A 13,376-nucleotide genomic window follows, 5' to 3' on the forward strand; every position below is an offset into this window, starting at 1 on the left:
GTAATGAAAGGGTCGGACGACGCGCTCGAAACCGGCATTAAAACACCGGATGGCGCGTTCGCACCGGACTTTTTGTAGGCGGACGCTTAACAGTGGCGGCTCGCCGGCGGCGGCCGGGCGGTGCGCGCCGGCTCAGCTGCGCGCGAGCACGTACACGCCGATCAGGATGATCCCGATCCCGACGAGCCGCTGCACCGACAGCACCTCGCCGAACAGGTACCACGCGGCGAACGCGTTGACGACGTAGCCGAGCGACAGCATCGGGTACGCGATCGACACGTCGACGCGCGACAGCCCGACGATCCACACGACGACGCTCAGCACGTAGCAGCCGAGGCCGCCGATGATCGGGAGCTGGGTCGCGATCTTCAGGCCGACGGGCACAATGTTCGCACGGGTGAAATCGAAGTGTCCAACGGCGTTGACGCCGGCCTTCAGCAGCAGTTGCGCGCATGCGTTCAGCATGACGCCGGTGATGATGCAGACGAACGAGATCGGGTTCACGGCAATGACGGTCCTCAGGATTGCGGCGCCGCTTGCGACTGCGGCGGCTGCGACGGTTGTTGCGGCTGTTGTTGCGGCGGTTGTGGCGATTGCGGTTTCTCGACGATCACGCGGCGGTTGTCGCGCGCGACCATCCGCATCGGCACGCCGGCCGCGGACAGCTTCGCGTAGTTGTCCGGCGACATGACCGCGAGCGCGTAGCGGTCGGCTTCCCAGCGCGGGATCCATGCGTCGATCGTCGGAATCCACTTGTTCGGCTCGACCGAGATGCCGAACGAGAGTTCGTCCTTGCGCTGGACCATGATCGTCGTGTGGCCGACGTAGAACGGCAGCGTGTGGTCGAGCACGTCGACCCCATAGAACGGCGTGTCGGGCGGCAGCTTCGCGAACTCCGCGCGCACCGCGGGCGCGAGCAGCGCGCCGGAGCTGTAGCGGCCGAACTCGTCGTGGCCGGTGCCGGCGATCGTGCCGAGCAGCAGCCACGCGGCGCCGAACGTCGCCGCGACGGCCGAAAGCCCCGAAAGCCCCGACAGGCCCGCGCGGCCGTGGCGGATCAGCCACAGTGCGGCGAGCGTCAGCGCGAACGCGACCGCGATGCCCGCGTAGACCCAGACCGCGAACGCGCGGTACTGCGCGTTCGGCGTGCGCGCGTCGCCGACGAAGAACAGCGCGATCGCGCCGAGCGCCGCGACGACGAGGAACACGAGATAGCCGACCAGATGGCGGCGGTAGCGATCGGCGCCGACGAGCGGCAGATACGCGCCGATCATGAGCGCGAGCGCGGGCGCGACGGGCAGCACGTACGACAGCAGCTTCGAATGCGACACGCTGAAGAACAGGAAGATGAACGCGGTCCAGATCAGCAGCACGAGCATCGGCGCGAAGCCGTTCGGCTGGCGCGGCATCCGCGCCGCGTGGCGCAGGCTCTGCCACGCGACCGACAGCCACGGCAGGAAGCCGATCAGCAGCACCGGCACGAAGTAGTAGAACGGGCCGGGGCGGTTCTGCTCCGGGGTCAGATACCGGCGGAATTGCTGGACGATGAAGAAAAAGTTGAAGAATTCCGGGTTGCGCTGCTGGACGAGCACGAACCACGGCGTCGCGATCGCGAAGAAGATCACGAGGCCGCTCGCGAGGTACAGGCGCTTCCACAGCGCCCAGTCGCGCGCGATCGCCGTATAGAGCACGAGTACGGCGCCGGGCAGGATCAGCCCGACGAGCCCCTTCGACAGCACCGCGAGCGCCATCGACGCCCAGCACGCCCACATCCAGCCGCGCACGGCGGCGGGGCGCAGGCCGGGCCGCTGCGCGAGCAGCAGCGAGCACAGCGTGATGGCCATCCACAGCGACAGGCCCATGTCGAGCGTGTTGAAGTGGCCCATCAGGTTCCAGTACGGCGAGCACGCGAGCACGACGGCCGCGAGGAAGCCGGCGAGCGGCGTGAACAGGCGCGCGCCGGTGTAGCCGACGAGCAGCACGCCGGCGAAGCTCGCGACGGCGGTGTACAGGCGCGCCTGCCACTCGCCGATGCCGAACCACGCGAACGTGAGCGCGTTGAGCCAGGTCTGCAGCGGCGGCTTCTCGAAATACTTGTAGCCGTTGTAGCGCGGCGTGATCCAGTCGCCGGTCACGAACATCTCGCGCGCCATTTCCGCGTAGCGACCTTCGTCGCTCGGGATCAGGTGGCGCCAGCCGAGCGGCACGAACCAGACCACGGCGAGCGCGACGACGAGCAGGACGAGCGCGGTGCGATTGAGCGGTAGCCTCGACGGCGTATCGTTCATGGATGTAATCAGCCTGTTGGTAGTGTTGGTTGAGCTGACGGCGGCGGCGAGGAAGAGGCCGGCGCGCCGGCCCGGGACGGATGTCCCGGACGCGGAAGTGTCGCGCATCCGCGATTAACGTTCTATTAAGAGCGCGGCGGCGACCTTGCGGCCCTCGGCCATCAGGATGTTGTACGTGCGGCACGCGGCCTGGAAATCCATCGTCTCGACGCCGATCCGCTGCGCGGCGAGCTTCGCGGTGAGCCGCGGGTGCGGAAAGCGCAGCCGCGCGCCGCTGCCGAAGATCACGACTTCCGGCGCCGGGCCGAGCAGCATCTCGAAGTGCTCGGCCGCGAGCGCGTCGAACGACGCGACCGGCCACGCGATGACCGCATCCGGCAGCACGATGACGCTCTGTTCGTGGCGTTCGAGGTTGATCTCGACGTAATCGGGGCCGTAGCCGGTGACGGTGTTGAGTGCGCCGCTTGTATCCTGGTGAAGTTTCAAGGCTGGGGTTCCGGGTTCCGAAAGGAATGGTGCATTGCGAAAGTCGGCCAAAATCCGCTAAATTATAACTTTTTAGCCGCTCCCGGGCGGCGCCCCGCGTCGCGCGCCGCCACAAGCCGTGCCCGGCCGCCGTTTTCGTCCAGCCTAGACAGCGCGCAACAGACCGGCCGCTCTCCAGTTTTGATTCCCGCCCCCCAGCCGTGCCAGGCATTACCAGGAACCGTTTCGCCGTGAAACCGATTCAGAAGTCGAACAAGCTGCTCAACGTCTGCTACGACATCCGTGGCCCGGTGCTCGAGCACGCGAAACGCCTCGAGGACGAAGGCCACCGGATCATCAAGCTGAACATCGGCAACCTCGCGCCGTTCGGTTTCGACGCGCCCGACGAAATCATCCAGGACATGATCCGCAACCTGCCGACGTCGTCCGGCTACTCGGATTCGAAGGGGGTGTTCTCGGCGCGCAAGGCGGTGATGCACTACACGCAGGAGAAGGGTGTCACGGGCGTCGGGCTCGACGACATCTACATCGGCAACGGCGCGTCCGAGCTGATCGTGATGGCCACGCAGGCGCTGCTGAACGACGGCGACGAGGTGCTGCTGCCCGCGCCCGACTATCCGCTGTGGACGGCCGCGGTGAGCCTGTCCGGCGGCACGCCGGTGCATTACATCTGCGACGAGCAGAACGCGTGGATGCCCGACCTCGACGACATCCGCCGCAAGATCACGCCGAACACGAAGGCGATCGTCGTGATCAACCCGAACAACCCGACGGGCGCGCTTTATTCCGACGAATTGCTGCTCGAGCTGCTCGCGATCGCGCGCCAGTACGGGCTGATCGTGTTCGCGGACGAGGTGTACGACAAGATCGTCTACGACGGCAAGACGCACACGTCGATGGGCGCGCTCGCGGAGGACGTGATCACCGTCACGTTCAACAGCCTGTCGAAGAGCTATCGTTCGTGCGGCTACCGCGCCGGCTGGATGGCGGTGTCGGGGCTCGGCGGCGAGAACCGCGCGCGCGCGAAGGATTATCTGGAAGGGCTCGGCATCCTGTCGTCGATGCGGCTCTGCGCGAACGTGCCCGGGCAGTTCGCGATCCAGACCGCGCTCGGCGGCTACCAGAGCATCAACGAGCTGATCATGCCGTCGGGACGCCTGTTCAAGCAGCGCGACATCGCGTACGACATGCTGACGTCGATTCCGGGCGTGTCGTGCGTGAAGCCGGAGGCGGCGCTCTACATGTTCCCGCGCCTCGATCCGAAGCTCTATCCGATCGAGAACGACCAGCAGTTCATTCTCGAGCTGCTGCTCGAGGAGCGCGTGCTGCTCGTGCAGGGCACGGGCTTCAACTGGCCGACGCCGGACCATTTCCGCGTCGTCTTCCTGCCGAACGTCGACGATCTCACCGATTCGATCAACCGGATCGCGCGCTTCCTCGACGGCTACCGGAAGCGCCATTCGGTCTGAGCCGCGTGCGGCTCAGGCTGCGCGCCGGACCTCACCCTTTTTCAATCTAAAGATCACACGCAGCATGGAACCGATCAAAGTTGGCCTGTTGGGCTTCGGCACCGTCGGTAGCGGCACCTTCACGGTGCTGCGCCGCAACCAGGAAGAAATCAAGCGCCGCGCGGGGCGCGGCATCGAGATCTCGCGGATCGCGGTGCGCAACCCGGCGAAAGCGACCGCCGCGCTCGGCGGCGACGCCGGCGGCGCGTCGATCACCGACGACTTCAATGCCGTCGTCGACGATCCGTCGATCTCGATCGTCGCCGAGATGATCGGCGGCACCGGCATCGCGCGCGAACTCGTGCTGCGCGCGATCAGGAACGGCAAGCACGTGGTGACCGCGAACAAGGCGCTGCTCGCGGTGCACGGCACCGAGATTTTCGAGGCCGCGCGCGAGAAGGACGTGATGGTCGCGTTCGAGGCGGCCGTCGCCGGCGGCATCCCGATCATCAAGGCGCTGCGCGAAGGGCTGACCGCGAACCGCATTCAGTACATCGCCGGCATCATCAACGGCACGACGAACTACATCCTGTCGGAAATGCGCGACCGCGGGCTCGACTTCGCGACCGCGCTGAAGGCCGCGCAGGAACTCGGGTACGCGGAAGCCGACCCGACGTTCGACATCGAGGGCGTCGACGCCGCGCACAAGGCGACGATCATGAGCGCGATCGCGTTCGGCGTGCCGGTGCAGTTCGACCGCGCGTACGTCGAGGGGATCAGCAAGCTCGATGCGACCGACCTGCGTTACGCGGAAGAGCTCGGATACCGGATCAAGCTGCTCGGCATCACACGCCGCACCGATCGCGGGATCGAGCTGCGCGTGCATCCGACGCTGATTCCGGAGAAGCGCCTGCTCGCGAACGTCGAGGGCGCGATGAACGCGGTCGTCGTGCACGGCGACGCGGTCGGCACGACGCTCTACTACGGCAAGGGCGCGGGCGCGGAGCCGACCGCGTCGGCGGTCGTCGCGGATCTCGTCGACGTCACGCGCCTGCATACCGCCGACCCCGAGCATCGCGTGCCGCATCTCGCGTTCCAGCCGGACAGCCTGTCGAACACGCCGATTCTGCCGATCGAAGAGGTGACGAGCGGTTATTACCTGCGCCTGCGCGTGGCCGACGAAACCGGCGTGCTCGCGGACATCACGCACATCCTCGCCGATTCCGGCATCTCGATCGACGCGCTGCTGCAGAAGGAATCGGAGCAGATCGCCAACGCGAACGGCGAAACCGACGTGATCATCATCACGCACGAGACGCTGGAGAAGAACGTGAACGCGGCGATCGCGCGGATCGAGGGACTTTCGACGGTCGTATCGAAGGTGACGAAGCTGCGCATGGAAGCGCTGAACTGATCTGAGGCCCGCGACATGAACTACATCTCCACGCGCGGCGCCGGCATCGGCGAGCGCCACACGTTCTCCGACATCCTGCTCGGCGGTCTCGCGAAGGACGGCGGGCTTTACCTGCCGGCCGAGTACCCGACGGTGTCCGCCGACGAGCTCGCGCGCTGGCGCGCGCTGCCGTACGCGGATCTCGCGTTCGAGGTGCTGTCGAAGTTCTGCGACGACATTCCGGCCGACGACCTGCGCGCGCTCACGCGCCGCACGTACACGGCCGACGTGTACCGCAACGCGCGCCACGGCGAGAACGCGTCCGACATCACGCCGCTGAAAACGCTCGGCACCGAGAACGGCGTGACGATCTCGCTGCTCGAGCTGTCGAACGGCCCGACGCTCGCGTTCAAGGACATGGCGATGCAGCTGCTCGGCAACCTGTTCGAGTACACGCTCGCGAAGCACGGGCAAACGCTGAACATCCTCGGCGCGACGTCCGGCGACACCGGTAGCGCGGCCGAATACGCGATGCGCGGCAAGGCCGGCGTGCGCGTGTTCATGCTGTCGCCGCACCAGAAGATGAGCGCGTTCCAGAGCGCGCAGATGTACAGCCTGCAGGACCCGAACATCTTCAACCTCGCGGTCGAGGGCGTGTTCGACGACTGTCAGGACATCGTGAAGGCGGTGTCGAACGATCACGCGTTCAAGGCACGCCAGAAGATCGGCACGGTCAACTCGATCAACTGGGCGCGCGTCGTCGCGCAGGTCGTCTACTACTTCAAGGGCTATTTCGCGGCGACGAAGACCAACGATGAGCGCGTGTCGTTCACGGTGCCGTCGGGCAACTTCGGCAACGTCTGCGCGGGTCACATCGCGCGGATGATGGGGCTGCCGATCGCGAAGCTCGTCGTCGCGACGAACGAGAACGACGTGCTCGACGAGTTCTTCCGCACCGGCGCCTATCGCGTGCGTACCGCGGAGAACACGTATCACACGAGCAGCCCGAGCATGGATATCTCGAAGGCGTCGAACTTCGAGCGCTTCGTGTTCGACCTGCTCGGCCGCGATCCGGCGCGCGTGATGCAGCTGTTCCGCGACGTCGAGGAGAAGGGCGGCTTCGATCTCGCGGCGAGCGGCGACTTCGCGCGCGTCGCCGAGTTCGGCTTCGTGTCGGGCCGCAGCGATCACGCGGACCGTCTCGCGACGATCCGCGACGTGTATGCGCGCTACGGCGCGATGATCGACACGCATACGGCGGACGGCCTGAAGGTCGCGCGCGAGCATCTCGATGCGGGCGTGCCGATGGTCGTGCTCGAGACCGCGCAGCCGATCAAGTTCGGCGAGACGATTCGCGAGGCGCTCGATCGCGAGGCCGAGCGCCCGGCCGCGTTCGACGGGATCGAGGCGCTGCCGCAGCGCTTCGAGGTCGTGAAGGCCGATGCGCAGCCGGTGAAGGATTTCATCGCCGCGCATACCGGGCTTTGACGCGGGGCCGGGCGCCGCAGCCCGGCTCGTCGACGAATGAAGCCGATTGAAATCCCGGGCCTGAGCGCGCGCACCGTCGCACTCGCGTGCGCGATCGGGCTCGCGGTCGCGCTCGGCGTCGGCCGCTTCGCGTTCACGCCGCTGCTGCCGCTGATGCTCGCCGACGGCTCGGTTGGCCTGCGCGCCGGCGGCTGGCTCGCGTCCGCGAATTACGCCGGCTACTTCATCGGCGCGATGAGTTGCGCGCGGTTCAGCATCGAGCCCGCGCGGATGGTCCGCTTCGGGCTCGTGGCGACGGTGCTGCTGACCGCGCTGATGGGCGTCGGGCATGCGCTGCCGCTGTGGCTTGCCGCGCGGTTCGTCGCGGGCGTCGTCAGCGCGTGGACGTTCGTGTTCGTGTCGCAGTGGGGGCTGCGGCGGCTTGCGGCGCTGCATGCGCCCGCGTGGGGCGGCGTGATCTATACCGGGCCGGGCGTCGGGATCGTGCTGACCGGGCTCGCGGGGCGCGTGCTCGCCGGGCATCGCGCGGAGATCGGCTGGCTCGGGTTCGCGCTGCTGGCGGCCGGGCTGTCGGCGGCGATCTGGCGCTCGTTCGGGGCCGGCGAGCCGGGCCGCGCGAGCGCAATGCCGGTGCAGACGGCAGAGCGTCGCGCGGCCGGGCAGCCGGAATCGGAACTGGAGCCGGAGCCGGAGTCGACCGCGGGCGCCGCGAAGGTCGCCGCGCTCGTCGTCTGCTACGCGATGCCGGGCTTCGGCTACATCATCACAGCGACGTTCCTGCCGGTGATCGCGCGCGCGGCACTGCCGGCCGGGTCGCCGTGGCCGGACCTGTTCTGGCCGATGTTCGGCGCGGCGCTGATGCCGGGCGTGCTCGTGGCCGCGCGTTTGCCCGCGCACTGGGACAACCGGATGCTGCTCGCCGGCGGCTGCGCGATGCAGGCGATCGGCATCGTCACGGGCATCGTGTGGCCGACCGCGGCCGGTTTCGCGATCGGCAGCGTGCTGATCGGGCTGCCGTTCACCGCGATCACGCTGTTCGCGCTGCGCGAGGCGCGCCGGCTGCACGGCGAACGCGCGGCGGGGCTGATGGGCTATCTGACCGCGTCGTACGGGGTCGGGCAGATCGCGGGGCCGCTCGTCGCCGCGCCGCTTGCCGCGCATACCGGGTCGTTTACGCCGGCGCTGTGGCTGGCCGTCGCGGCGCTGATCGCGGGGGCGGCGGGGTTCGTCGTTCTCGCGCGGCAGGCGGGGCGGCGCTGACGCCGCCCTCCAGGGTCTGATCATCTGCGTGCCGGGTAAAGCCGCTAGAATGATGCCTTTCCCGTGCGAAGCGGGGGTTCGCGCCGCGCGGATGCCGCGGCCGGGCGCCCGCCCGAATTCCCGATGACGACTCCGGACTACCGCTTCTGCCCGCGCTGCGCGCAACTACTGATCGAGCGCACCGACCCCGCCGAGGACGGCGGCCGTATCCGCCAGGCGTGCCCCGATGCCGCGTGCGGCTTCGTCCACTGGAACAATCCGCTGCCGGTCGTCGCGGCGATCGTCGAGTACGGCGACAAGATCCTGCTCGCGCGCAACGCCGCGTGGCCCGAAGGGATGTTCGCGCTGATCACCGGCTTTCTCGAGCACGGCGAGACGCCGGAGCAGGGGATCGCGCGCGAGGTCCTCGAAGAGACCGGCCTCGCGGCCGACCACGTCGCGCTCGTCGGCGTCTACGAATTCATCCGCAAGAACGAACTGATCATCGCGTATCACGTGCGCGCGTCCGGCACCGTCACGCTGTCGCCGGAGCTGCTCGAATACCGGCTCGTCGATCCGCCGAAGCTGCGCCCGTGGCGCGCCGGCACCGGCTACGCGCTCGCCGACTGGATGCGCGCGCGCGGCCTCGACTTCGAGTTCGTCGACCGGGCGGGGCAATGACGCCCGCGCTTGCCCGCGCGTCCCGCATCGCACACTGACAGCACACCGACCGAACCGCCTCGACCTTCATCGCCATGTCCGACAAGCCGCAGCCGCGCGCACGTGACGCGTATCCGCATTTCCTGACGATCACGACCCGCTGGATGGACAACGACATGTACGGGCACGTGAACAATGTCGTCTACTACAGCTACTTCGACACGGTCGTCAACGAGTACCTGATCCGCGCCGGCGTGCTCGACGTCGAGCACGGCCGGACGATCGGGCTCGTCGTCGAGACGCAGTGCAACTACCTCGCGTCGCTCGCGTTTCCGCAGCAAGTCGAAGCGGGGCTGCGCGTCGCGAAGCTCGGCTCGTCGAGCGTGCGCTACGAGATCGGCCTGTTCGCGGCCGGCGACGCGGCGCCCGCCGCGCAGGGACACTTCGTGCACGTGTATGTCGATCGCGACACGCGGCGGCCGGTGCCGCTGCCCGAGCCGCTGCGCGCGGCACTGACGGCGCTCGCCGTCTGAGCGGAGCGCGCGCGTGGCGCAGATGCTCGTCGTCGACGTCTTCAACGGCGTCAGCTACGGACTGCTGTTGTTCATGTTGTCGGCGGGCCTCACGCTGATCTTCAGCGTGCAGGGCGTGCTGAACTTCGCGCACGCGAGCTTCTACATGCTCGGCGCGTACGCCGGGTATGTAATCGCCGCGCATCTCGGCTACTGGGCCGCGCTCGTGCTCGCGCCGCTTGCGGTCGGCCTCGCCGGCGCCGGCTGCGAGCGCTGGCTGCTGCGCCGCGTGCAGGCGCGCGGCCACACGAGCGAATTGCTGCTGACGTTCGGCCTCGCCTATCTGATCGCCGAAGGCGCGAAGCTCGTCTGGGGGCTCGCGCCGTTGCCCGCGCCGGTGCCGGCTTTTTTCGACGGCGCGCCGGCGACCTGGCTCGGCGTCGCGGTGCCGCGCTATCGGCTGTTCATGATGGGGATGTCGGTCGCGATGCTCGTCGCGCTGGCGGCGCTGCTGCGCACGTCGCGCGCCGGGCTCGTCGTGCGCGCGGCGCTCACGCATCGTGCGGCGGTCGAGGCGCTCGGCTACGACGTGTCGCGGCTGATGACCGGCCTGTTCGGGGTGGGCACCGCGCTCGCGGCGGCGGCCGGCGTGATCGGCGCGCCGCTCGCGGTGATCGAGCCGGCGATGGCCGAGACGGTTGGCTCGGTCGTGTTCGCGATCGTCGTGATCGGCGGGCTCGGTTCGCTCGGCGGCGCGCTCGTCGCGTCGCTCGCGGTCGGCTGCGCGCAGACGTTCGCGGCCGCGAGCAGCGTGTCGCTGCGCGACGTCGCGCTGTGGCTCGGCGTCGTGCCGCCCGAAGGCGCGGCCGCGCTGTCGCTGTCGCAACTCGCGCCGCTCGTTCCGTATCTGCTGCTCGTCGCCGTGCTCGTCGCGCGGCCGCGCGGGCTGTTCGGCGAACGCAGCGATGCATAGCGCGACGTCCGCGCCGCTCGCGAGCCTCGCGCGCTGGACGGCGTTCGCCGGCTGCCTCGCGCTGCCCGCGTGGCTGTGGCCGCACGGCGCGATGCTCGCGTATCTCGCGCAGACCGCGGCGCTCGTCGTGCTCGCGCTGTCGTACAACCTGCAGCTCGGCACCTGCGGGCTGCTGTCGTTCGGGCATGCCGCGTTCGCGGGCCTCGGCGCGTTCGCGGCCGCGCACTGGTTCAACCGCTACGGCTGCCCGTTGCCGCTGTTGCCGCTCGTCGGCGGCGTCGCCGGCGCGGGCTTCGGGCTGTTGTTCGGTGCGCTGGCGACGCGCCGCTCGGGCACCGCGTTCGCGATGATCACGCTCGGGCTCGGCGAGTGCGTCGCGGCCGCCGCGTGGAGCATGCCCGACTGGTTCGGCGGAATCGGCGGGCTGTCGATCGACCGCACGCAGGGCATGCAGTGGGGCGGCGGGCCGTTCGGTGCGCAATTCGGTGCGCAATTCGGCTCGCCCGCGCACGCGTATGCGCTGATCGCCGCATGGTGCTTCGCGTCCGCGCTCGCGATGCGCGCGCTGACGCGCACGCCGCTCGCGCGCCTCGCGAACGCGGTCCGCGACAATCCCGCGCGCGTCGCCGCGCTCGGCACCGCGCCGCGCACGGTGCGGCTCGCGATGGTCGTCTGCGCGTCGTTTTTCGCGGGCGTCGCGGGCACGCTGACGCTGATCGACGTCGAGATCGCGACCGCCGACAGCGTCGGGATGGCGCGCTCGGCGACGGTGCTGATCGCGGCGGTGATCGGCGGCACCGCGTCGTTCTTCGGGCCCGCGCTCGGCGCGGCGGTGCTCACGTGCTTCAGCGTGGCGGTCGCCGGCGTGTCGCGTGCGTGGGCGCTGTATCTCGGGCTGCTGTTCGTCGTCGTCGTGATCGCCGCGCCGCGCGGGCTCGCGGGCGTCGCCGCTGACGTCGCGCACGCGTTCCGGCGCGACGCCCGCGCGGGCGAGCGGCGCCGGGTGCTGTGCGGCGCGGCCTCGGTGCTGTGCTGGGGCGTCGCGGTTGCCTGCGCGGCGGAGCTCGGCTACGCGTGGCGCTTCGCGCAGGACGAAGGCACGCGCGCGACGCTCGGCGCGTGGCGTGTCGATCCCGCGTCGCCGTTCGGCTGGGCGGTCGCGCTTGCGGCGGCGGTGGCCGGCACAGCGCTGTGGCGCGTGCGCGCGCCGCGCGGTGCCGATGCCGATGCCGATGCCGGCGGCGCGGATGCGCGCGCGGGGAGCGGCGCGATGAATGGTGCGATGAATGGTTCGATCGGCGGCGCGATGGGCGGCGCGATGGGCGGCACGATGGGCGGCACGATGAACGTCACCGCGGTCGCGCTGATCGGCGTGCAGAAGCGTTTCGGCGCGCAGACGGTGCTCGAGCACGTCGACCTGTCGGTCGCGGCGGGCGAGCGGCACGCGCTGATCGGGCCGAACGGCGCGGGCAAGTCGACGCTCTTCAACGTGATCGCGGGCGTCGAGCGGCCGACACGCGGCCGCGTCGTGCTGCACGGCGTCGAGCTTGCCGGGCGCGGCGCGGTCGCCGCGAGCCGGCTCGGGATCGGCCGCAGCTTTCAGCAGACGAGCGTGTTCCCGCGGCTGTCGGTGTTCGACAACCTGCGCTGCGCGGCGCTGCATGCGCCCGACGTGCGGCGGCGCTGGTGGAACCGGCTGCGCGAATCGGCGCTGGTCGACCGCGCGGCCGAGCGCGTGCTGCGCGAGATCGGCCTCGACGCGCGGCGCGACGTGCCGGCGGGCACGCTCGGCTACGCGGAGCAGCGCGCGCTCGATCTCGGGATCGCGCTCGCGAGCGGCGCATCGACGCTGCTGCTCGACGAGCCGACGGCCGGCATGAGTCGCGCGCAGGCGGCGCGGATGATCGACCTGATCCGCCGGACCACGCGCGGCCGCACGGTGCTGATGATCGAGCACGATATGGATACGGTGTTCGGCTTCGCGGAGCGGATCTCGGTACTCGTGCGCGGCGCGATCGTCGCGACCGGCGCGCCGGATGCAATCCGCGCGGATCCGGCGGTGCGCGCCGCGTATCTGGGCACGCATGCCGGAACGCCTGTCGGCGGGCGGGCTGGATGAGCGCGCTGCTCGATCTGCGCGGCGTGCGCGCGTGGTATGGCGCGCAGCCGGTGCTCGACGGCGTCGATCTCGCGCTCGCGGCGGGCGAGACGCTCGCGCTCGTCGGCCGCAACGGCTCGGGCCGCTCGACGCTGGCGAAGGCGGTGATGGGGCTCGTGCGTGTCGCGGGATCGGTGCGGATCGACGGCGTCGAATGCGCGGGCAAGCGGACTTTTGAGATCGCGCGGCGCGGGCTCGCGTACGTGGCCGAGAGCCGCGACGTGTTTCCGCTGCTCAGCGTGCGCGACAATCTGCGCCTCGGGCTGCGCGGCGTGCATGGCGCGGCCGGGCGGGCGGCGCTCGAGCGCCTGCTCGCGCGCTTTCCGCTGCTGGCCGCGCGCGCGGACGTGAAGGCGGGACGGCTGTCCGGCGGCGAGCAGCAGATTCTCGCGCTCGCGCGCGCACTCGCGGGCGCGCCGCGCGTGCTGATCGTCGACGAGCCCGCGGAAGGGCTCGCGCCGCTCGCGGTCGAGCAGGTCGGCGCGTGCCTCGACGCTTTGCGCGCGGACGGCGTCGCGATCCTGCTAATCGAGCAGCGGCTGCAACTCGCGCCACAGCTGACGCGGCGCGTCGCGGTGATGGGGCGGGGCCGGATCGTGTACGACGGAGCGCTCGATGCGCTCGACGGGACGGTTGCCGATGCGTGGCTGAGCGCGGGGTGATGGCGGACTGATGGCGGGGTGAGGGCGGGGCAATCGGCGGCCACGCAAGCGCCGGCGGGCGCGCACCCG

At 69.8% G+C, this 13,376-nt stretch carries 12 protein-coding genes; 9 read left to right on the forward strand and 3 right to left on the reverse strand.

What is annotated here, in order from left to right; translation table 11 throughout:
* Positions 1-132 precede the first annotated feature (132 nt).
* The 3 genes from HZI36_RS18050 to HZI36_RS18060 form a co-directional block, all read right to left on the reverse strand.
* Positions 133-504 carry an EamA family transporter gene (locus tag HZI36_RS18050; RefSeq protein ID WP_179404017.1) on the reverse strand — a complete coding sequence of 124 codons (372 nt, stop codon included), beginning with the start codon at positions 502-504 and terminating at the stop codon, positions 133-135.
* A 14-nt stretch (positions 505-518) separates the two neighbouring features.
* Complete coding sequence (locus HZI36_RS18055) at positions 519-2,288, reverse strand: glycosyltransferase family 39 protein (protein WP_179404018.1); 1,770 nt, start codon at positions 2,286-2,288, stop codon at positions 519-521.
* A 114-nt stretch (positions 2,289-2,402) separates the two neighbouring features.
* A complete protein-coding gene (locus HZI36_RS18060; protein ID WP_179404019.1) occupies positions 2,403-2,774 on the reverse strand; it encodes an Mth938-like domain-containing protein in 372 nt (123 codons plus the stop codon).
* Between the two features lie 230 nt (positions 2,775-3,004).
* Between HZI36_RS18060 and HZI36_RS18065 the strand changes: the two genes are divergently transcribed.
* The 9 genes from HZI36_RS18065 (at position 3,005) to HZI36_RS18105 (ending at position 13,307) form a co-directional block, all read left to right on the forward strand.
* Entirely contained in the window at positions 3,005-4,243 is a 1,239-nt protein-coding gene (locus tag HZI36_RS18065; protein WP_179404020.1) for an aminotransferase class I/II-fold pyridoxal phosphate-dependent enzyme, read from the forward strand.
* Positions 4,244-4,307: 64 nt separating this feature from the next.
* Positions 4,308-5,636 (forward strand): homoserine dehydrogenase, encoded by a 1,329-nt coding sequence (locus tag HZI36_RS18070; RefSeq protein WP_179404021.1) that lies wholly within the window; start codon positions 4,308-4,310, stop codon positions 5,634-5,636.
* A 15-nt stretch (positions 5,637-5,651) separates the two neighbouring features.
* Positions 5,652-7,103, forward strand: coding sequence for a threonine synthase (gene thrC / locus HZI36_RS18075; protein WP_179404022.1), 1,452 nt, complete (start codon positions 5,652-5,654; stop codon positions 7,101-7,103).
* Positions 7,104-7,139: 36 nt separating this feature from the next.
* Entirely contained in the window at positions 7,140-8,363 is a 1,224-nt protein-coding gene (locus tag HZI36_RS18080; RefSeq protein ID WP_179404023.1) for a YbfB/YjiJ family MFS transporter, read from the forward strand.
* A gap of 123 nt (positions 8,364-8,486) precedes the next feature.
* Complete coding sequence (locus HZI36_RS18085; RefSeq protein WP_179404024.1) at positions 8,487-9,023, forward strand: NUDIX domain-containing protein; 537 nt, start codon at positions 8,487-8,489, stop codon at positions 9,021-9,023.
* A gap of 74 nt (positions 9,024-9,097) precedes the next feature.
* Positions 9,098-9,535 carry an acyl-CoA thioesterase gene (locus HZI36_RS18090; RefSeq protein WP_179404025.1) on the forward strand — a complete coding sequence of 146 codons (438 nt, stop codon included), beginning with the start codon at positions 9,098-9,100 and terminating at the stop codon, positions 9,533-9,535.
* A 22-nt stretch (positions 9,536-9,557) separates the two neighbouring features.
* A complete protein-coding gene (locus HZI36_RS18095; protein WP_179404064.1) occupies positions 9,558-10,487 on the forward strand; it encodes a branched-chain amino acid ABC transporter permease in 930 nt (309 codons plus the stop codon).
* Positions 10,480-12,606 (forward strand): branched-chain amino acid ABC transporter ATP-binding protein/permease, encoded by a 2,127-nt coding sequence (locus HZI36_RS18100; protein ID WP_179404026.1) that lies wholly within the window; start codon positions 10,480-10,482, stop codon positions 12,604-12,606. Before HZI36_RS18095 ends, HZI36_RS18100 begins: the two co-directional genes overlap by 8 nt.
* The gene (locus HZI36_RS18105) at positions 12,603-13,307 is read left to right on the forward strand and encodes an ABC transporter ATP-binding protein (protein ID WP_179404027.1); all 705 of its coding nucleotides are present in this window, start codon (positions 12,603-12,605) and stop codon (positions 13,305-13,307) included. The genes HZI36_RS18100 and HZI36_RS18105 overlap by 4 nt, the downstream gene beginning before the upstream one ends.
* The last annotated feature ends 69 nt before the right edge of the window (positions 13,308-13,376 follow it).

The organism is Burkholderia guangdongensis (assembly GCF_013403875.1).
Taxonomy (GTDB): Bacteria; Pseudomonadota; Gammaproteobacteria; order Burkholderiales; family Burkholderiaceae; genus Burkholderia; species Burkholderia guangdongensis.

Coding starts and splice junctions, on each gene's coding strand:
- HZI36_RS18070 (WP_179404021.1), top strand. CDS start 4,308: ATGGAACCGATCAAAGTTGGCCTGTTGGGCTTCGGCACCGTCGGTAGC.
- HZI36_RS18105 (WP_179404027.1), top strand. CDS start 12,603: ATGAGCGCGCTGCTCGATCTGCGCGGCGTGCGCGCGTGGTATGGCGCG.
- HZI36_RS18085 (WP_179404024.1), top strand. CDS start 8,487: ATGACGACTCCGGACTACCGCTTCTGCCCGCGCTGCGCGCAACTACTG.
- HZI36_RS18090 (WP_179404025.1), top strand. CDS start 9,098: ATGTCCGACAAGCCGCAGCCGCGCGCACGTGACGCGTATCCGCATTTC.
- HZI36_RS18055 (WP_179404018.1), bottom strand. CDS start 2,288: ATGAACGATACGCCGTCGAGGCTACCGCTCAATCGCACCGCGCTCGTC.
- HZI36_RS18080 (WP_179404023.1), top strand. CDS start 7,140: ATGAAGCCGATTGAAATCCCGGGCCTGAGCGCGCGCACCGTCGCACTC.
- HZI36_RS18100 (WP_179404026.1), top strand. CDS start 10,480: ATGCATAGCGCGACGTCCGCGCCGCTCGCGAGCCTCGCGCGCTGGACG.
- thrC (WP_179404022.1), top strand. CDS start 5,652: ATGAACTACATCTCCACGCGCGGCGCCGGCATCGGCGAGCGCCACACG.
- HZI36_RS18095 (WP_179404064.1), top strand. CDS start 9,558: ATGCTCGTCGTCGACGTCTTCAACGGCGTCAGCTACGGACTGCTGTTG.